Consider the following 18115-nt stretch of genomic DNA (forward strand, 5'->3'; position numbering starts at 1 on the left):
GCGCACAACACCCTTCCCCCAGGCCCTTCTTGGGGTCGCTCAAAGCGATGTTTATGCAGGTGAGAAGCGTGCGCCGGGTGGTTATAGTCGTTACCCGGCCGGCCTTCCCGGCGGGCCCGTAGACCCTTGAGGAGCGCGCCGGTGAGCACCGCACAACAGCCGCAGGGCCGGCCCGGGGACCAGGGGGCGACCCAGATCCCGGTCCTGCCGACCGTCGACGTGGACCGTTCGGATCCGGACTACCGGGACTGGCTGAAAGAAGCCGTCCGCAAGGTCCAGGCGGACGCCAACCGCACCGCCGATACCCACCTGCTGCGCTTCCCGCTGCCCGAGCGGTGGGGCATCGACCTCTACCTCAAGGACGAGTCGACGCACCCCACCGGCAGCCTCAAGCACCGGCTGGCCCGCTCGCTGTTCCTCTACGGGCTGTGCAACGGCTGGATCCGCCCGGGGAAGCCGGTGATCGAGGCGTCCAGCGGTTCCACGGCCGTCTCCGAGGCGTACTTCGCCGCGCTGATCGGCGTCCCGTTCATCGCCGTGATGCCGGCCACCACCAGCCGGGAGAAGACCCGGCTGATCGAATTCCACGGCGGCACCTGCCATCTGGTGCAGGACCCGCGGACCGTCTACGAGGTCTCGGCGCGGCTGGCCGCCGAGTCCGGCGGGCACTACATGGACCAGTTCACCTATGCCGAGCGGGCCACCGACTGGCGCGGAAACAACAACATCGCCGAGTCGATCTACCAGCAACTGCGGCTGGAGCGCTATCCCGAGCCCGCCTGGATCGTCGCCACCGCCGGCACCGGCGGCACCTCAGCGACCATCGCCCGCTACGTCCACTACATGCAGTTCGACACCCGGATCTGCGTCCCCGACCCGGAGAACTCCTGCTTCTTCGACGGCTGGCGCACCGGAGACGCGAAGACCGACTGCGCCACCGCCTCCCGGATCGAGGGCATCGGCCGGCCGCGGATGGAGCCCAGCTTCGTGCCCGGGGCGATCGACCGGATGATGAAGGTGCCGGACGCGGCGAGCATCGCGGCCATCCGCGCGCTGGAGCGGGCGATCGGCCGCAAGGCGGGCGGTTCGACCGGCACCGGGCTGTGGAGCGCGCTGCGGATCGTCGCGGAGATGGTCGCCGAGGGGCGCACCGGGTCCGTGGTGACGCTGCTCTGCGACCCGGGCGAGCGCTACCTCGACAAGTACTACTCCGACGACTGGTTGGCCGCCCAGGGGCTCGACATCGCGCCCTACGCCCGGACCATCGAGCACTTCCTCGCCAGCGGGTCCTGGGACGGCTGACGGCCCGGCCATCGGGTGGGCGCGGTCGTCAGCCCGCGGCGAGCCGGCGGTCCAGGGCCCGCAGCGCGACCCGGAAGGCGCGGCCGAGGGCCGGCCGGGCCAGCGGCATCAGCCAGCGGAACGCCGCCGGGCCGTCCGCCGCGAACGTCCACCGCACCCGGGTCCCGGCGCCGGCCGGCGTCAGCCGCCAGTCCTCCAACAGGGCCCGCACCACGGGGGCGTTGGTGGTGTCGATGCGGTAGGCGTAGCGCGCGGCGGGCTCGGTGGCCAGCAGCGTCTCGGCGAAGCGGACACCGCCGGTGAGGGTGATCTCCCGGCCCCGGCCGTCGGGCGTCGGCTCCGCCCGGGACACCGCGGCGAACCACTCGGGTAGGCCCGGGACGTCGTCCGCCAGCGCGGCGTAGACGGCCCCGGGCGGCGCCGCGACCTCGGTGCTGAACGTCAGCCGCAGCGGCGCCGAGGCGGCGAAGCCGAGCGCGACGGGGCGGAGCCGTCGGGACAAGGGCGAACACCTCCTGGGGCCGGTGGGGCGGGCGCGGGTCGCTTTGGTTGACGGCGCGTCAATCGTCCGCGGAGGGCGGCGTCTCGCCCGCCACCACCAGCTCCGTCGGCCGGTCGCCGAACTCCGCACGGGCCTCGGCGGGCAGCCCGGCGTCCGTCACCAGCACGTCCACCTCGTCCAGGGCGGCGAACGAACTCAGGCCGACCGTGCCCCACTTGGTGTGGTCCGCGACCACCACCACCCGCCGCGCGGAGCGCACGAAGTGCCGATTGGTCTCCGCCTCCGCGAGGTTGGGCGTGGAGAGCCCAGCCTCCACCGATATGCCGTGCACGCCGAGGAAGAGCAGATCGAAGTGGAGCGAGCGGATCGCGGCGTCCGCCACCGGGCCGACCAGGGTGTCCGACGGGGTGCGGATGCCGCCCGTCAGCACCACCGTCGCCGCCTTCGCCGGCGCGGGTCCCTCGCGGCCGCTGGCCGCGGCCCGCTGGGCGTCGTAGAACACCTCGGCCACCCGGACCGAATTCGTCACAACCGTCAGCTCCGGTACCTCCACCAGCCGCTGCGCCAGCGCATACGCCGTCGTGCCGCCCGCCAGCGCGATCGCGCTGCCCGGCACCGCCAACTCGGCCGCCGCCTTGGCGATCTCGGCCTTGGCGCTCAGCTCCAGCCCCGACTTGGCCTCGAAGCCCGGCTCGTGCGCACTGGGCTCGCCCACCGGGAGGGCCCCGCCGTGCACCTTCTCGATCACGCCCTGGCGGGCCAGCGCGTCCAGATCGCGACGGACCGTCATGTCCGAGACGCTCAGGCGCCGGGTGAGCTCGTTGACCCGCGCGCCGCCGCGCCGTCTGACCTCGTCGAGGATCAGGGCCCGTCGCTGCTCCGCGAGCAGATTCTGGTTGTCGCCCACCGCGGCCCGTCCCTTCCGCCCGGTTCTCCACCCCGGGTCCGTCAGCCGGCTGTTCGCCGCCCTGGCACTTTCGTTCCTCATCCTCGCACGTGGGTCTGACAGCGGCCCCGGCCCGGGTGAACGTCGGCCGGGGGAACCGCAACCGGCGCCCCGGGAACCGCAACCGGGGTGCCGGCGCTCCCAGAAGACAGGCACAATCCGGTGCGGCACACCCGCCCGCCCGTTCACACCGCACGCACTGACATCGGGGGAAGCCAGTGGAGACCGTCGCCACACCACCACCCGCCCGCGCGAGAGAACCGCGCCCGGCAGCCACCAGCGCACCAGCCACCGCACCCGTCACCGCCCCGCAACGGCCCCAGCTCGCCCTGGAGCTGCTGGTCCACGGCGTCGGCGGCACCACGCCCGAGAAGATGCTCGGCGACCCGCGCGTCCAACGGATCACCGGCGACGACACCGCCGCCTGCTACCGCCGCACCGACGACGCGGACGCCGAGCGCCGCCCCGACGACTACCGCACCCGCCCCGTCCGCGAGGCGTACTGCTGGTCCAACCTCACCTCCGGCAACGGCGCCCGCGCGCTCTGGCTGGTCCTGCTGCCGTTCATGGTCGCCAACCTCGCCCACTGGATGCGCCCGGCCGCCCCGCCCGACCACCGGGGGCAGCGGATCTACGACCTCCTGGTGCGGCTGCTCGCCCTCAGCCTCACCGTCCTGCTGGCCTCCGCGGCCTGCGAGGTCGCCCTCGACCTCACCGCCTGGCAGTGCGCCGGCACCCCGGCCTGCACCGCCGGGAAATCCTGGCTGGGCTTCCTCGACCCCGCCGACGGGGGCTGGTGGAGCGCCCCGGGCCGCCGCCTGGTCCTCGGCGCCGCGCTGCCGCTGGCCGCCGTCGGCTTCCTGTGGTGGCTCTCGCACCGCACCTGGAGCGCCTACGAGTCCGCCTCACCGCCGCCGCGGCGCCCCGGCGCCTCCCGCGGCACCCCCGCCCACGAGCGCACCGCGCTGGGCCTGGACGGCTTCTGGTACGGCCGCCGGGTCGTCGCCCGGCTGCGCGCCGCGCACACCGCGGCCGGCGTACTGATCATCGCCGCCGCGCTGGTGCTCGCCTCCCTGCGGACCGACCGGCGGGCCGGCGCCGCCGACCTGACCGCCGTCGGCCAGGTCCTCGCCGGCCTGCTCGTGCTGTTGGCCGTCGCCACCCTGGCCGTCGTCTGGCGCACCGCCCGCAGCGAGGCGGACCGGGACGAGGAGTCCGACCGCCGCACCGTGCGGGCGCTGCCGATCGCCGCGCTGGTGGCGCTCGCGCTCACCGCCGGCTATGCCGCCTGGGCGCGGCCGGCGGCGCGCAGCCACGGCGCGCTGCCCGGCGTCGCGACGTTCGGCGGAATCGCCGTCATCCAGGGCGCGTTGGTGCTGGCCCTGGCGGTGACCGCGTGGTTCCTCCAGCGCGCCGCCCGGGGCGAGGCCCGCACCGCGCTGCGCGGCATGGGCGGCCCGGCCGTCGCCCTGCTGTCCTGCGCGCTCGGCGGGGTGTTGTCCGGGGGAGTGGCCCAGCGGTTCGCGGACTGGATCGACGGGGCCGCCACCCCCGGCCAGGACCACGCCGCGGTCCCCGGGCCGCCGGTGTTGCTGTCCTGGCAGGCGTCGGTGCTGCCCGCGCTGCTGGTCGTGGTCGCCGCGATCGCCGCGCTGGCCGGGATCCGGGTGCTGGTCGTCCGGAAGCGGGTCGCCAAGGACGTCCCCGGCCTGTACGACCCGCGCGAGCGGCCCGACGTGCTGCGCACCGAACGCATCGCGGGCACCATCGCCCGCGCCGGCCTCACCGACGCCGCGCCCGTCCTGGTCGCCGCGATCGCCACCGTCACGCTGCTGTTGGGCGCCGGCGCGGTGGTCGGCGCCTGGCTCACCGACCTGGCCCCGGGCCGCGCCACCGCGGGCGCCCCGCCGTTCGTGCACGCCGCGGCCGACACCGCCGAATCCCTCGGCTCCTGGCTGATGGGCGCCGGCGTGGTCCTGCTGCTCACCATGGGGCGGCGCGCCTACCGCGACCAGTCAGCCCGCCGCACCGTCGGCATCCTCTGGGACGTCGGCACCTTCTGGCCGCGCGCCGCGCACCCCTTCGCCCCGCCCTGCTACGCCGAGCGCGCCGTGCCCGACCTGACCTGGCGGATGGCCACGTGGACCGAGCAGTTCGACGGCCGGCTGGTGCTCTCCGGCCACTCCCAGGGCAGCGTGCTGGCCGCGGCCGCGGTATGGCAGTTGGACCTGGTCACCCGCAGCCGGGTCGCGCTGCTCACCTACGGCAGCCCGCTGGAGCGCCTCTACGGCCGCTGGTTCCCCGCCTTCTTCGGCCCGCCGTTCCTCGCCGGCCTGCACCGCGAGATGGACGACTGGCGCAACCTCTGGCGCTTCACCGACCCCATCGGCGGGCCGATCCGGCTCACCTGCGAGGACGGCCGGTCGGTCGACGAGGGCCCGCTGCGCGACCCGCTCGCCTTCGGCCGCACCCTGCAAAACCCGCTGCCGGCGCAGATCCTGGGCCACGGCGACTATCAGGCCGACCCCGTCTTCGACCGGGTGCGCGCCGAACTACTCGCCCGGCTGGACCCGGGAATGCCGGGCCAACGTGCTGACGAGCCGCCGCATCAGGGGAGTTCGGGCAGGTCCTCGGCGTAGAGGAGGGTCAGGTCGTCGGTGCTCGGGTCGGTGAGCTTGGCGACCCGGCCCGCGTGCCGCTCGACCATCGCCTCGAACGTCTGCCGGGCGGTGCGCCCGTTGCCGAACGACGGCCCCTTGGGCAGCGCCGTGAAGTGTTTGAGCAGCGCCTCGCCGGTTCCCTCGGCGAGGCGGTACTCGTGCTCCTCGCCCTGCTGCTCGACGATCCGCAGCAGCTCCTCCGGGGCGTAGTCACCAAACCTGATGGTGCGTGAGAAACGGGACGAGATACCGGGGTTGGTGGCCAGGAAGCGCTCCATCTCCGCGGTGTAGCCGGCCACGATCACCACCACCGCGTCCCGGTGGTCCTCCATCAGCTTCACCAGGGTGTCGATGGCCTCCTTGCCGAAGTCCCGCCCGGAGTCCTCGGGTGCCAGGGCGTACGCCTCGTCGATGAACAGCACCCCGCCGCGCGCCCGGTCGAACGCCTCCTGGGTGCGGATCGCCGTCGAGCCGATGTGCTCGCCCACCAGGTCCACCCGGGACACCTCGACCAGGTGGCCGCGCTCCAACACCCCCAGGGCGTGCAGGATCTCGCCGTACAGCCGGGCCACCGTGGTCTTGCCGGTGCCGGGGGAGCCGGTGAACACCAGGTGGCGGCGGGCCGATGCGGCCTTCAGGCCGGCCTCCTGCCGCCGGCGCCCCACCTCGATCATGTTGATCAGGGTGCGCACCTCCCGTTTGACGCTCTCCAGCCCCACCAGGGTGTCCAGTTCGCCCAGCACCTCCTCGGAGGGGCGGCCGGGCGTCGGCGCCGCCTCCGGGGTCGCGGTGGCGGCCGGCGCCGGCCGCGCGCTGGGGACGTTGCCCAGCAACCCGGCGGTCTGCGTGGCCTGTTGGACGGGCGGAACGGTCACCGTGGGTGCCTGAGCCGTCCGGCTCTCGTCGCTGGTGCAGTCCTCGACCGTGGGCCCGCCGCCGCCGAGCGCGTCGGCGAACTCGTAGCCGCCGCGGGCGCACCGCTCCGTGCGGCACCGGGTCAGCGTCGTCCGGCAGCCGTCGATCACGTGGAAGCCGAAGCCGGAGCTGCCGGTGACTCGGCAGCCGTGGAAGGTGCCGCGGCCCTCCGCGGAGACGTAGAACCCGGCCTCGGTCGGCGAACTGACCGTGCAGCCCTCGATGGTGGGGTCCGCGCCCTTGGTGACGATCACCCCGGTCTGCGCCCCGTCGATGGTGCAGTTGGCGAGCGTGCCGCCGCTGCCGTGGTCGCGGAACCAGGCGCCGGTCGAGGACTCCCGGATCCGGCAGTCGTCCAACTGGACGGTGGCGCCGTCGCTCACCGACACCGCGGTGTTGCGGACCTGCGCCAGGTCGCAGTCGACCACGTCGGCCCGGGAGCCCCGGTCCAGCACGAACAGCGCGTCGGGGACGTCGTGCACCCGCGTGGAGTCCAGCACCGCGGTCGCCCCGTCGCTGACCCACACCGCCGGGTAGTCGCCCGTACTGTCGTGGATCTCGCACTGGTTGGCGTCCACCCGGGTGCCCGGGTCCCACACCGACAGGCCGTTGCGCCCGAAGTGCCGCACCGTGCTGCGGGTCAGCGTCAGCACCGAACGGGAGCGCAGGTCCACCGCGTTCTCCGGAATGTCGTGGATGTCGCAGTCGGCGAGCGTGAGCACCGCGTCGGTGTCCAGGGTGACACCGTCCGCGGTGGTGCGGTGCACCGTGCAGTCGGTGAGGTGGCCGGTGGCCCGCGCCGCCACCTGGACGCCCGTGCCCTTGATCTCGTACAGCTCACAGCCCACCGCCTCGACCGCGCTGCCCTCGCCGGACAGCGACAGCCCGGCGCCCGAGGCGTGGTGGATCCGGCAGCGCTCCAGCCGCGGGTGGGCGCCGCCGCGCACCGCCACCCCGGCCTGCCCCGCGGCCATCACCTCGCACTCCTCGAAGACCCCGCCGGCGCCGTCCAGGACGCTGATGCCGACGCCGCCGGCGTTGTCGACCGTGCACCGCCGCACCGTCGGACGGGCCCCGCCGCGCACCTCGATCCCCGCCGCGGACCGGGTCACCACCCGGATGTCGGTCAACTCCGGGGCGCCGTCCTCCACCAACAGCGCCGGCGCCGCCGAGTCGGTGGCCTCCAGGTGCAGGTCGTGGACGGTGGCCGAGGCGCGTATCGTCAGCGCGACCCCGTCGGCCGGCGCGATCCGCACCGAGCCGCGAGACCCCTCCGGGCCGCGCAGCGTCACCGCCCGTTGCAGCACCAGGTTCTCGCGGTAGGTGCCGGCCGGCACGGTCAGGACGTCACCGTCCCCGGCGGCCTCCAGGGCGGCGGCGAGCGAACTGTACTCACCGGTGCGGCGCCGCCAACGCGACGTTCCGGAGTGCGTCACCTGGACCGAACCCTGTGCCATGGCGGTGTCGTGTCCCCACTTCGTACGGCGGATGTCGGCCCGGCAGCCATCCGTCAGCGGATGTCCGCTCTGAGGTCTGCGGGGCCCCAGCCGTCAGGCTGGAGGCACCACCGTAGCGCGCCTGAGGGGTGCCGGTTGCCACGGTCCACCGGCCTGGTCAGCCGGGTTCAACTCCCGGCGTCGGCACGGCCCCAGTCCTGTCCGGCGCGCTCCCACGCCGCGTCCCAGCGCCGGAACCGACGCACCATCAACTGCCGTACCGCGAGCCGCCGGGCGCCCTCGACGAGCCCCCCGAACGCCACCGCGGCGCCCGCCCCGGCCAGCCCCGCATGGGTGCCAGCGGTGCCCTCGTCCATCGGCGGCGGCGCCGGCCGCCCGTGGGCGTCGGTCCACAGCCGGAACCGCTCGCCGGCCCGCACCGGACGCGGCGTGGCCACCTCCCCGCTCCGCGGGCCACCGTCCGGCCCGGCCCAACGGGCGAGGACCCGCGGGTGCCCGGGGTGCGGCACGGAGGTGTCCGGGTCGGGGACGACCCGGGTGCCGGAGGCCGGCCGGGTCACGGTCGCCCACACCGGTCGGCGTTCGTGGCGCTGGAGCCGCACGGTCGTCAACAGGGCGCCGTGCGCGGCCCGTCCGGCGAACCAGCCGGCGGCCGGCGCCCCGACGGCGATGAGCAGTGCGGCGCCCAGTGCCAGCCAGGCTTCCCACCGGTCGGTGCGGCGCCGGAGCGGATTGCCCCGCCAGTGCCAGATGCCCCTGATCGCCCGCATCGTGCCCCCTTTCCGTTCCGTGGATACCGCACAGAGCGGTGCCCCTGCGCGCGGCCCGGGACGGGGGCGGCAACATCGGGCCGCGCGGCCGGCCGGCGGCCGGGTACCTCCCGTCCCAACAGGCTCAACCGTCCCGAACTGCCCGTGAATCTGAGGGAGTTGACGGCATTTCGGCGGACTTGCGCCGTCCCGCGGAGTCGGCTGGATCGCGCCCCCGCACGGTCAGTGCAGCTTGACCGCCACCGTCACCACCGCGCCCTGCCGGCCGGCGGCGCCGGTGCCCGGGGCAACCGCGAACCGGTCCGTCACCAGGCGCGCCAGCCACAGCCCCCGCCCCTTGGGCGCCCCGTCCAGGCCCGGTAGCAGCTCCGGGATCACCGTCTCGCTGAAACCGGGGCCGGCATCGCTGATCCGGCACTCCAACTCGTCGCCCACCCGCCGCAGCACCAGCCGCCCCGCGCCGCCGGCGTGCTCCACGGCGTTCCCGGCGATCTCGTCGACGGCCAGCACGAACTCCCCGCGCCGCGGCTCGTTCAGCCCCTCGCGGGCGGCGCACTCCTCGACCAGCAGCCGCAACTGCGGCAGCAGCCGCGCGGTGAAGCGCCGCTGCAGTAACCGACGGCCCGGCTCCTCCGCCGGGCCCTCCGCCCCACCGTGACCCGCGGGTTCCGGGTTCAGCACGGCCGCGCTCCTCCCTCGGTCTGAATCGGCGCCAGTCGGGGCACCGCCTCCGCGCCCAGCCGCCGCAACATCCGGTGCTGCCCGGGGGCGCAGCGCACCTCCACCAGTTCGTGGCCGGCCGCCCCCCGGACCCGCACGAGCAGGCCCACCGCACAGCCCACCGACAAAAAGTGCAGCCCGGTCAGGTCGACGGTCAGCCGCCGGGCCGCCGCGGTCCGGGCCAGCGCGAGCTCCAACGACCGCACGAACGCGGGCCGGTTGGCCGCGTCCGCCTCACCGACGAAGCACAGCACCCCGCCCGCCCCGAGCGCCACCCGCAGACCGCCCAACCGCTCCAGGACGGCCCGCGGATGCGCCCGCTCCATCGCCCCCACCCACTCCCGGCCGAACCGCCGCCGGTCGTAGGCGCAGACCTCGGTGTACGGCCGGCCGGCGAACAGCGACCGGGAGCCGGTCTCGCGCCGCGCCACCGCCGAGACGTCGGCACCGAGGTCGGCCACCCAGCCCATGTCGATGAACGCCCGCAGCCCGGTGTACCCCTCGGCCGTCGCCCGGTCGGTGGCCGCGCGCAGCCGCGCCAGTTGCCGGGCGGCGGTGAACTCGGCGTCCGGGCGGATCAGTTCGCGCATGGTGGTGATCACCAGTTGGCCGCGCTCACGGGCCCGGGCCGGGCTGCGGTTGGGGAAGTCGATCCGGGCCAGCACCTCGTCCGTCGGCACCTCCGGGCACGGCAGCACCAGGACCTTCTCGCCGCGGGCCAGCCCGAGCCGGACGAACGCCGTGACCGCCTCCCACCGCACCTCGTCGTCGCCGTAGCCGACGAAGGCGTGGTCCCCGGGCCCCAGGCGCTGAACGGGGATGAGGCGACCGCTCGCGGCGTGGCTGGCAGGCATCGGCACAACAGCTCTCTGTCTCCCCCCGAGACCCGTCCCGTCGGCGGCGCGGTGCGCTCACTGTAGGCAGCCGCCGGGCGGCCCGCAATGAGGGTGGCGGCCGCCGCATGCGCCCGGGTCAGTCGAGTATCTCGAACGGGTCGCCGACGCGGAGCACGCCCGTCGCGCGGGGGATCAGATTCTGGCCGAACAGCAGCCGGTCGTCGAAGCGTCGGTGCCGGGCGAGCGTGCGCAGCGGCTCCTTGCCGCGGGTGGCGGTGCGCTGGTCGACGGTGGTCACCACGCAGCGTCCGCTGGGCTTGGCGACCTGGAAGACCACCTCGCCGATCCGCACCCGGCGCCAGTCGTCCTCGGCCCAGGGAGCGGTGCCGTCGAGCACCACATTGGGCCGGAAACGTTCCATGGGCAGGGGGCTCTCGTCGGGCCGATCGCCCTGCGCGATCAGTGAGTTGAGGGCGTCCAACGAGGCGCTGGTGGTCACCAGCAGGGGAAAGCCGTCGGCGAAGCTGACCGTGTCGCCGGGCTCGCTGAAGCGCGGGTCCACGGGCCGGCGCTTGTCGGGGGCGTCCATGTGCACCAGTTGGCACTCGACGCCCAGGTAGGCGGTCCACCACGCGGCCGCCTCCGGGCCCGCGGGCACGACCTGGACGACGTCGGCGAAGACCTCGACCGGGATCGTGGCCACCGGCTCGGGCACCGGCACCACCAGTGGTTCCGCCCCGGGCGCGGTCAGCCGCAGACCGCCGCCCGGCAACTCCTCGGCCCGGACCAACGCCAGCCGCGGGCGCTGGCGTTGGGTGAACTGTCGCCCCGCGGTGTCGGCCACCAGCCAGCGCCGGTCCCCGGCCAGCCCCCAAGGCTCGACCACCGCTTCGGTCCGGTCGGAGGCCGTCGTGGCCTTGACCGGGTAGATGTGCAGCGACTGGACCCGTGGCATCGACATGGACCCATCCTGCCAGTCGCTTCGGACGTGCGGACGAAGAGTCAGTAGCCGCGCGGGTACGGGCGGCCGTACCCCGGGTCGTCGAACGGCGAGGCGGGCCGCGGCGCGACCGGGGCGGCCGGGGCGGCCGGGCGCATCGCCTCGTACCCCGTGCCGGGACCCGGCGCCGGTCGCTGGTACTGCTGCGGGGGCGGGTAGCCGCGGGTCCCGGCCTGCTGCGGGATATACGGCGCCGGGGTGTGCTGCAACGGGGCGACCGGCTGCGCCGCGGCACCCGGATACCCGCCGGGCGCGGGCGGCGGCGAGGACGCCGAGGGGAGCGCGGGCAGGGCCGAGGGCAGCGCAGGCAACGAGGAACCGGTGTCCCAGGGGGAGGGGTTCACACGGATCGGGGCGATCTGCGGGGTGCCCCGCTCTGCGACGAGGCTGTCGTAGATGGGGGTGTCCGGGAAGGAGGGCGATGCGTAGTAGCCGCCGCTGTAAGTGGAGCGGGGGGAGGTCATGCCTCATAAGTTAAGCCCACGATGTGCCGAATGGGGAGCCTGGCAAGGGGGTTGTTTCAGGTGTTCGGAACGGCTCCGGGTCGCCAATGTGAGCGAAGTTGTGAAAATCGGTCGCGATCGCCCGTAGGGATCGTGTAAAGAGCTCGCTTCCCGTGGGTGAACAGGGGGGCGTTCGGGGCGTTCCCGGCCAAGTAGGTTGGTGGGGGCCACGGCTGACGGTGCACGCGGCCACAGGACGACAGGAGGGTGCGGCGATGTCGATGCTCAAGGGCGGCAACGTCCCGGTCCCGGCGCCGGCGGTGCGGGTGGAACTGGGCTGGCGATCGGCCCCCGGGACGCCGGACGTGGACGCCTCCGCGCTGCTCCTGACGGCCGGACGGGTGCGCGGCGACGCCGACTTCGTCTTCTACAACCAGCCCGTGCACGCCTCGGGCGCGGTCCGCCACGAGGGCAAGCGGCCGGCCGACGGGACGCTGGTCGACGCCCTGAGCATCGACCTCGCGGCCGTCGAGGCGGCCGTCGACACCGTCGTCCTGGCCGCCTCCGCCGACGGCGGCGGCTTCGGCGCCGTCCCCGGCCTCTCCATACGGGTGCTGGACGCGGGCAGCGGCGCCGAACTCGCCCGCTTCGACAGCACGGACGCCACCACCGAGACCGCGTTCGTGCTCGGCGAGCTCTACCGTCGCCAGGGCGGCTGGAAGTTCCGCGCGGTGGGGCAGGGATACGCCTCCGGACTCGCGGGGCTGGCCACCGACTTCGGCATCAGCGTCACGGACGAGCCGGCCCCCGCGCCCGTACTGCCGGCCGCGGCGGCTCCGGTGCCGCCGCCCGCCCGGCCCGCCCCCATGGCGTCGCCCGCGCCCCCGGTGGCCCCGCCGCCCACCGGTCAACCGGTGGCGTCAATTCCGCGCCCGCCCGGTCACGCGGCGCCCGCCCCGGCGCCCGCTCCGGTCCGGCTGACGAAGGTCACCCTGACGAAGGAGGCGCCGGCCGTCTCATTGACGAAGCAGGGCGGAACCTCCGGCGTCATGCGGGTCAACCTCAACTGGCGCGCGGGCGGCGCCGGCAAGCGCCTCGGCAAGAAGCTGGGCCGCACGGCGATGGTGGCGCTGGGCGCCCGCGGCGCGCTGCTGCCGTCCACCGGCGACCTCGACCTGGACCTGTGCGCGCTCTACGAGTTCACCGACGGCTCCGCCGGAGTGGTGCACCCGCTCGCCGGCGCCTTCGGCGACCTGCACGCCCCGCCGTACATCCAACTCGACGGCGACGACCGCACCGGCGCCGTCGCCACCGGCGAGAACCTCACCATCAACCTCGACCACCAGGCCCGCTTCCGCCGCATCCTGATCTTCGTGACGGTCTACGCCGGCGCCCGCAGCTTCGAGGGCCTGGACGCCACCGTCACCCTCCAGCCGCAGCACGGCGCCCCGGTGGAGTTCGCGCTGGACGCCTGCACGGTGCCGGCCACCGTCTGCGCGCTGGCCCTGATCACCAACACCGGCGGCGAACTCGTCGTCCAGCGCGAGGCCCGCTACCTCGTCCCCGCGCCCGGCGTCAGCCCCCAACGCACCGTCGACCACGCCTACGGCTGGGGCCTGACGTGGTCCCCGGCCACCAAGTGAGCGCTCAGGGCGCCCCGTAGGTGCGGCCCTTCCAGGCGGCGCCGCGCCCCCGGTAGTGCTGCACGGCCGAGTCCACGGTCATCAGGAGGTAGAGCAGCGCGGTGAACGGGAGCAGCGGTGCGAGCCACGGCGGCTGCCGGTAGTAGCGCAGCATCGGCAGGAACGTCCCGCACATCACCGCCCAGGCCGCGCCGCCCAGCACCGCCGCCAACGGGGCGCCGGCCGCAACTCCGGCCACCAGGGCGGCCGGTGGTGCCAGGTACACCAGCGCCAGCCCGAGGACCGTGCCCAACAGGACCACGGGCCGGTGCCGTAGTTGCGCGTAGGCGGTGCGGGACACCATCCGCCACAGCTCCGCCAGTCGCGGATACGGGCGCACGCTGGACACCCGGTCGGCCAGCCCCAACCACACGGCGCCGCCGGCCCGTTGCACCGCCCGCGCCAGCGCCACGTCGTCGATCACCGCGTGCCGGATCGCCTCCGGGACGCCGGCCCGCTCCGCCGCCTCCCGCCGCAGCAGCACGCACCCGCCGGCCGCCGCCGCGGTCCGGGCGCCGCGCCGGTTGACCCACCGGAACGGATAGAGCTGCCCGAAGAAGTACACGAAGGCCGGCACGATCAGCCGCTCCCAGCCCGTCGCCACCCGCAGCCGGGCCATCTGCGACACCAGGTCCAGCTCTCCGGAGCGGGCCGCGGCCACCAACTCCCGCAGGCTGTCCGGCTCGTGGGCGATGTCCGCGTCGGTCAGCAGCAGGTACTCGGGGGCGCAGCGCTCCCGTGCCAGCGCGATGCCGTGCCGGACCGCCCAGAGTTTCCCCGTCCACCCCGGCTCGGGCTCGCCGGGCGAGGCGACGGTCAGCGGCAGCCCGCCCCCGACGGCCGCCAGCCCGCGGGCGAGCGCGCCGGTGCCGTCCGTGCTCCCGTCGTCGATCAGGAAGACCTCGGCCCGGCCCGGGTACTTCTGCGCCAGCAGCGTCGGCAGGCTCGACGGCAGCACCGCCGCCTCGTCTCGCGCCGGCACCACCACCGCCACCGACGGCCAGCGCTCCGGATCCCGGCGGGCCGGCAACCGGACGTCGGTCCGCCAGAAGAAGCCCTGCCCCAACAGCAGCCACAGCCAGGCCAGCAGCGACCCGGCGCCGATCCACGCAATCGCTTCCACGGCCGCAGTGTGCCCCACCGGAGCCGCCGCGGACCGGCGCCCGACACGCACCGCAGGGCCTCCACCCTGTCCGGCCTCCCCGGCCCGGTATGACAAACGGGCCGGCCCGTTGAGTAAAGTGTCCGGGTGAAGATCGCGCTGATGGACTCCGGAACGGGCCTGCTCCCGGCGGCCGCCGCCGTGCGACGCCTGCGGCCGGACGCGGACCTGATCGTCTCCACCGACCCCGACGGCATGCCGTGGGGCCCGCGCACCCCCGACGACGTCACCGCGCACGCCCTGGCCGTGGCCCGCGCCGCCGCCGCCCACCGCCCGGACGCGCTGATCGTCGCCTGCAACACCGCCTCTGTGCACGCGCTGCCCGCGCTCCGCGCCGAGCTGGAGCCGACCATCCCGGTCGTCGGCACCGTCCCGGCGATCAAGCCCGCCGCGGCCGGTGGCGGCCCGGTCGCCATCTGGGCCACCCCGGCCACCACCGGCAGCCCGTACCAGCAGGACCTGATCGCCCGCTTCGCGCAGGGCGTGGATGTCACCGGCGTGCCCTGCCCGGGCCTCGCCGACGCCGTCGAGCAGGCCGACGAGGACGCGATCGACGCCGCGGTGGCCGCGGCCGCCGCGCTCACCCCGCCCGACGTCCGGGCCGTCGTCCTGGGCTGCACCCACTACGAGCTGGTCGCCGAGCGGATCCGCGCCGCCGTCCAACAGCCCGGCGGCGCGCGCCTGGTGCTGCACGGCTCCGCCGAGGCGGTCGCCGCCCAGGCGCTCCGCCGGGCCGGCGCCGAACCGGCCCCCGCGGCCGCCCCCACCGGCACCCTCCAGGTGCTGCTCAGCGGCCGCCCGGGCCCGCTGCCCGAGGTGGTCCTGGCGTACGCCGAGGGCCGGCTGCTCGCCGGCGCCGTCCCGGCCGCCCCGCACACCGCCTGACGCACCGGGCGCCACCCGCCCGTTCCGTGCGCTGCCCCAGGGTGCGAAGGCGCGTACCCTGCGTCCCATGAGGGACCACCCCCACGAGGGGGCCGCAGCCCCCGATGAGCACCCCGGCGCGGACGCCGTCCCGGGCGGTGTCCGCCCCACGGGCGGCTCCCACGCCGAGATCCCCGAGGTCTGGCAGGGCAGCGCCACCAACCGTTTCCAGTGGCTGCTGGCCGGCATCGGCGCGGCCTGCCTGGCGCTGGGCGTCGAGCTCGCCGTCAACAGCACCTGGACCACCGGCCTGGCCCCCCTGGTGATGGCCGTGGTCGGCTGCGTCGCGGCCGGGCTGCTGGTGCTCTACGGCACCCTCGCCTTCGTCCGCGTCGCGGTCCGGGTCGACGCGGACTACCTGGAGGTGCGCTGCGGCCACATGGGAGTGCCGCGCCGCCGGATCCCCCTGGACACGGTCGTCGACGCCGACTTCGCGCCCCGCGTCACCCCGCGCCACTGGGGTGGCTGGGGCTACCGCTGGCGCCCCGAGCAGGGCACCGCCGTGGTCGTCCGCCGCGGCGAGGCGCTGGTGCTCCGGCTCGGCGACGGGCGGACCTTCACCGTCACCGTGGACGACGCCCAGGGCGCGGTGGCCTGCGTCCGCGAGCGGCTCCGGCTGCGCCGGCCGGCGTCGGCGGCGTAGCGCGCCGGCCCTCGACAGCGCCGGGCGGCACCGGCCGTCGGGTCCCGTAGGGTCGATGCATGGCAACCCCCGATTTCATCCGCGACCTCCGGGCCGACATCGGCACCAAGCTGCTGTGGCTGCCCGGGGTGAGCGCGGTGGTCTTCGACGACGAGGGGCGGGTGCTGCTCGCCAGGCGCGCGGACACCGGCGGCTGGTCGGTGATCGGCGGCATCCCCGAGCCCGGTGAACAGCCCGCCGAGACCGCGGTGCGCGAGGTCCACGAGGAGACCGCGGTGGAGGTCGTCCCCGAGGGCGTGGTCCTGGTCGAGGCCATGCCGCCGGTCCGGTATCCGAACGGCGACGCGTGCCAGTTCATGGACGTCACACTGCGCTGCCGGGCGGTCGGCGGCGAGGCGCGGGTCAACGACGACGAGTCGCTGGAGGTCGGCTGGTTCCCCCTCGACGCGCTCCCGGAGTTGGACGACTACGCGCGCAGCCGCATCGAGAGGGCGCTGGAGCCCGGCCCGACGTGGTTCCGGGGGATGCGGCAGGCGAAGTCGCCCCAGGGGTAGCGGCCCGCTACAGCTCGGTGGTCGAGGGCTGACCGTTCGGGAGCGAGGACTCGTCGGGCACGCCGGGGAGCTCCGAGCCGTCCGGCGGGCCGCTGGGGCCGCCGCCCTGGTCGGCCTCCTCGGTGTGCATCTCCCGTTCGCCGCGCCGGCATTCGGTGACCCAGGTGCCGGTCGGCCCGCCGTCGTAGTGGCAGGACCAGCCCCGCACGGCCAGCGCCCCGGGGAGCTTGCGGGACTGCGGCGGCGCCCGCAGGAAGAACTCCTTCATCACCGCGCGGACCTCCCCGCAGCCCACCGTGCCGCCCGCGCCGGGATCCGCGAACAGCGCGACGCCGTGCGCCCGGCCCAGCGCGTCGGCGATCTCGCCGCAGCTCACCGGCTGGCCCGGGACGGTGGGGGAGGCCGGGGCTTCCGGGGTGCCGTACGGGCCGGCGCCCGGGTCGGACGCGGATGAGGTGGCCGGCGCCTCCCCCAGGCCGTCTCCGGCCCCGCAGCCGGTGGCCGCCAGGGCGAGCAGCACGGTCGGCACGGCGAGCAGCCTGTGCATGTCGGCCTCCTAGGACGGCGGTGCGCAGTCGGCCCGCCGCGTCGTTCGACGCTAGGAGGCCGGGCGTGGCGGTGGCACCCGGGGGCGGCCGTTCGGGTGAGCGTCACGGGCCGCCCCGGGAGGCTGTTGCGGCGGGGACTTCGCTGCGATCATGCGCAGATGACCGCGAGCAGCAGACCCGGCGTGCCGGCCGCGCCGGGCACCCCTCCCAGCCCCGATTCCCCAGGCGCCCCTCCCGTACCCGGTGTGCCGGGGCCGGTCGCCCTCGATCTGCGCGGCCGGGTCGCCCTGGTCACCGGCGCCGCCAGCGGCATCGGGCGGGCCTGCGCCCACCGGTTGGCGGCCGCCGGCGCCACCGTGCGCGCCGTCGACCGGGACGCCGACGGCCTCGCCGATCTGGTGGCGGAGGCGCCCGACACCACCCCCGGCACCATCGAGCCGCACCCCCTTGACCTCACCGACCTGGACGCCGCGGAGCGGAGCGCGGCCGGCTGCGACGTGCTGGTCAACAACGCCGGCATCCAACTCGTCCGCCCCATCGAGGAGTTCCCGCCCGAGGTGTTCCACCAGGTGCTGACGGTGATGCTGGAGGCGCCGTTCCGGTTGCTGCGCGGGGCCCTGCCGCACATGTACGGGCAGCGCTGGGGCCGGATCGTCAACGTCTCGTCCGTGCACGGGCTGCGGGCCTCGCCGTTCAAGTCCGCGTACGTCGCCGCCAAGCACGGGCTGGAGGGGCTCTCGAAGACGGCCGCGCTGGAGGGTGCCGCGCACGGGGTGACCAGCAACTGCGTCAACCCCGGCTATGTCCGCACGCCCCTGGTGGAGCGGCAGATCGCCGACCAGGCCGCCGCCCACGGCATCCCCGAGGAGCGGGTGTTGACCGAGGTGCTGCTGGTCGACTCGGCGCTCAGGCGGCTCATCGAGCCGGCGGAGGTCGCCGAGGCGGTGGCGTATCTGTGCACCCCGCAGGCGTCGTTCATGACCGGGACGTCGCTGGCCCTGGACGGGGGGTGGACCGCGCACTGAGCGGCCGAGCCGTCAGGGCCAAGGGG

At 75.2% G+C, this 18115-nt stretch carries 17 protein-coding genes; 7 read left to right on the forward strand and 10 right to left on the reverse strand.

Going from position 1 to position 18115, the window contains the following annotated elements:
• The first annotated feature begins 141 nt into the window (after nucleotides 1–141).
• Nucleotides 142–1302 carry a PLP-dependent cysteine synthase family protein gene (locus PV796_RS32335; RefSeq protein ID WP_446750643.1) on the forward strand — a complete coding sequence of 387 codons (1161 nt, stop codon included), beginning with the start codon at nucleotides 142–144 and terminating at the stop codon, nucleotides 1300–1302.
• Between the two features lie 28 nt (nucleotides 1303–1330).
• On the opposite strand, the gene PV796_RS32340 is transcribed toward PV796_RS32335, so the two are convergent.
• Nucleotides 1331–1804, reverse strand: a complete 474-nt coding sequence (locus PV796_RS32340) for an SRPBCC family protein (protein ID WP_274917204.1) — start codon at nucleotides 1802–1804, stop codon at nucleotides 1331–1333.
• A gap of 58 nt (nucleotides 1805–1862) precedes the next feature.
• Nucleotides 1863–2711 carry a DeoR/GlpR family DNA-binding transcription regulator gene (locus tag PV796_RS32345; protein ID WP_274917205.1) on the reverse strand — a complete coding sequence of 283 codons (849 nt, stop codon included), beginning with the start codon at nucleotides 2709–2711 and terminating at the stop codon, nucleotides 1863–1865.
• 257 nt (nucleotides 2712–2968) lie between these two features.
• On the opposite strand from PV796_RS32345, the gene PV796_RS32350 reads away from it, so the two are divergent.
• A complete protein-coding gene (locus PV796_RS32350) occupies nucleotides 2969–5389 on the forward strand; it encodes a hypothetical protein (RefSeq protein WP_274917206.1) in 2421 nt (806 codons plus the stop codon).
• Here the strand turns inward: PV796_RS32350 and PV796_RS32355 are convergent.
• The 6 genes from PV796_RS32355 to PV796_RS32380 form a co-directional block, all read right to left on the reverse strand.
• A complete protein-coding gene (locus PV796_RS32355) occupies nucleotides 5359–7782 on the reverse strand; it encodes a right-handed parallel beta-helix repeat-containing protein (RefSeq protein ID WP_274917207.1) in 2424 nt (807 codons plus the stop codon). The genes PV796_RS32350 and PV796_RS32355 overlap by 31 nt on opposite strands.
• A gap of 167 nt (nucleotides 7783–7949) precedes the next feature.
• The gene (locus PV796_RS32360; RefSeq protein ID WP_274917208.1) at nucleotides 7950–8552 is read right to left on the reverse strand and encodes an Rv1733c family protein; all 603 of its coding nucleotides are present in this window, start codon (nucleotides 8550–8552) and stop codon (nucleotides 7950–7952) included.
• A 222-nt stretch (nucleotides 8553–8774) separates the two neighbouring features.
• The gene (locus PV796_RS32365) at nucleotides 8775–9233 is read right to left on the reverse strand and encodes an ATP-binding protein (RefSeq protein WP_274917209.1); all 459 of its coding nucleotides are present in this window, start codon (nucleotides 9231–9233) and stop codon (nucleotides 8775–8777) included.
• The gene (locus tag PV796_RS32370; protein WP_274917210.1) at nucleotides 9227–10126 is read right to left on the reverse strand and encodes an MEDS domain-containing protein; all 900 of its coding nucleotides are present in this window, start codon (nucleotides 10124–10126) and stop codon (nucleotides 9227–9229) included. Before PV796_RS32370 ends, PV796_RS32365 begins: the two co-directional genes overlap by 7 nt.
• Nucleotides 10127–10244: 118 nt before the next feature.
• Nucleotides 10245–11069: an MOSC domain-containing protein gene (locus PV796_RS32375; protein WP_274917211.1), complete on the reverse strand. Its 825-nt coding sequence runs from the start codon at nucleotides 11067–11069 to the stop codon at nucleotides 10245–10247.
• A gap of 41 nt (nucleotides 11070–11110) precedes the next feature.
• Nucleotides 11111–11572 carry a DUF6643 family protein gene (locus PV796_RS32380; protein ID WP_274917212.1) on the reverse strand — a complete coding sequence of 154 codons (462 nt, stop codon included), beginning with the start codon at nucleotides 11570–11572 and terminating at the stop codon, nucleotides 11111–11113.
• 254 nt (nucleotides 11573–11826) lie between these two features.
• On the opposite strand from PV796_RS32380, the gene PV796_RS32385 reads away from it, so the two are divergent.
• Entirely contained in the window at nucleotides 11827–13194 is a 1368-nt protein-coding gene (locus PV796_RS32385) for a TerD family protein (protein ID WP_274917213.1), read from the forward strand.
• A gap of 4 nt (nucleotides 13195–13198) precedes the next feature.
• On the opposite strand, the gene PV796_RS32390 is transcribed toward PV796_RS32385, so the two are convergent.
• On the reverse strand, nucleotides 13199–14347 hold the full coding sequence (locus PV796_RS32390) for a glycosyltransferase (RefSeq protein WP_274919324.1): 1149 nt from the start codon (nucleotides 14345–14347) through the stop codon (nucleotides 13199–13201).
• 135 nt (nucleotides 14348–14482) lie between these two features.
• Here PV796_RS32390 and PV796_RS32395 point away from each other — a divergent pair, with 135 nt between their 5' ends.
• From PV796_RS32395 to PV796_RS32405, 3 genes are all read left to right on the forward strand, one after another.
• Nucleotides 14483–15280, forward strand: a complete 798-nt coding sequence (locus PV796_RS32395) for a glutamate racemase (protein ID WP_274917215.1) — start codon at nucleotides 14483–14485, stop codon at nucleotides 15278–15280.
• 67 nt (nucleotides 15281–15347) lie between these two features.
• On the forward strand, nucleotides 15348–15962 hold the full coding sequence (locus PV796_RS32400) for a hypothetical protein (protein WP_274917217.1): 615 nt from the start codon (nucleotides 15348–15350) through the stop codon (nucleotides 15960–15962).
• A 59-nt stretch (nucleotides 15963–16021) separates the two neighbouring features.
• Entirely contained in the window at nucleotides 16022–16516 is a 495-nt protein-coding gene (locus PV796_RS32405) for an NUDIX hydrolase (protein ID WP_274917218.1), read from the forward strand.
• 7 nt (nucleotides 16517–16523) lie between these two features.
• Here the strand turns inward: PV796_RS32405 and PV796_RS32410 are convergent, their stop codons facing one another.
• Nucleotides 16524–17063 carry a hypothetical protein gene (locus PV796_RS32410; RefSeq protein WP_274917219.1) on the reverse strand — a complete coding sequence of 180 codons (540 nt, stop codon included), beginning with the start codon at nucleotides 17061–17063 and terminating at the stop codon, nucleotides 16524–16526.
• A gap of 159 nt (nucleotides 17064–17222) precedes the next feature.
• Here PV796_RS32410 and PV796_RS32415 point away from each other — a divergent pair, with 159 nt between their 5' ends.
• Nucleotides 17223–18089, forward strand: coding sequence for a 3-hydroxybutyrate dehydrogenase (locus PV796_RS32415; protein ID WP_274917221.1), 867 nt, complete (start codon nucleotides 17223–17225; stop codon nucleotides 18087–18089).
• The last annotated feature ends 26 nt before the right edge of the window (nucleotides 18090–18115 follow it).

Source organism: Streptomyces sp. WZ-12 (assembly GCF_028898845.1).
Taxonomy (GTDB): domain Bacteria; phylum Actinomycetota; class Actinomycetes; order Streptomycetales; family Streptomycetaceae; genus Streptomyces.

What these genes read in the sequence shown, in the direction of transcription:
- PV796_RS32405 (WP_274917218.1), top strand. Translation starts at nt 16,022, where the DNA reads ATGGCAACCCCCGATTTCATCCGCGACCTCCGGGCCGACATCGGCACC.
- PV796_RS32360 (WP_274917208.1), bottom strand. Translation starts at nt 8,552, where the DNA reads ATGCGGGCGATCAGGGGCATCTGGCACTGGCGGGGCAATCCGCTCCGG.
- PV796_RS32380 (WP_274917212.1), bottom strand. Translation starts at nt 11,572, where the DNA reads ATGACCTCCCCCCGCTCCACTTACAGCGGCGGCTACTACGCATCGCCC.
- PV796_RS32385 (WP_274917213.1), top strand. Translation starts at nt 11,827, where the DNA reads ATGTCGATGCTCAAGGGCGGCAACGTCCCGGTCCCGGCGCCGGCGGTG.
- PV796_RS32375 (WP_274917211.1), bottom strand. Translation starts at nt 11,069, where the DNA reads ATGTCGATGCCACGGGTCCAGTCGCTGCACATCTACCCGGTCAAGGCC.
- PV796_RS32410 (WP_274917219.1), bottom strand. Translation starts at nt 17,063, where the DNA reads ATGCACAGGCTGCTCGCCGTGCCGACCGTGCTGCTCGCCCTGGCGGCC.
- PV796_RS32400 (WP_274917217.1), top strand. Translation starts at nt 15,348, where the DNA reads ATGAGGGACCACCCCCACGAGGGGGCCGCAGCCCCCGATGAGCACCCC.
- PV796_RS32415 (WP_274917221.1), top strand. Translation starts at nt 17,223, where the DNA reads ATGACCGCGAGCAGCAGACCCGGCGTGCCGGCCGCGCCGGGCACCCCT.
- PV796_RS32370 (WP_274917210.1), bottom strand. Translation starts at nt 10,126, where the DNA reads ATGCCTGCCAGCCACGCCGCGAGCGGTCGCCTCATCCCCGTTCAGCGC.
- PV796_RS32355 (WP_274917207.1), bottom strand. Translation starts at nt 7,782, where the DNA reads ATGGCACAGGGTTCGGTCCAGGTGACGCACTCCGGAACGTCGCGTTGG.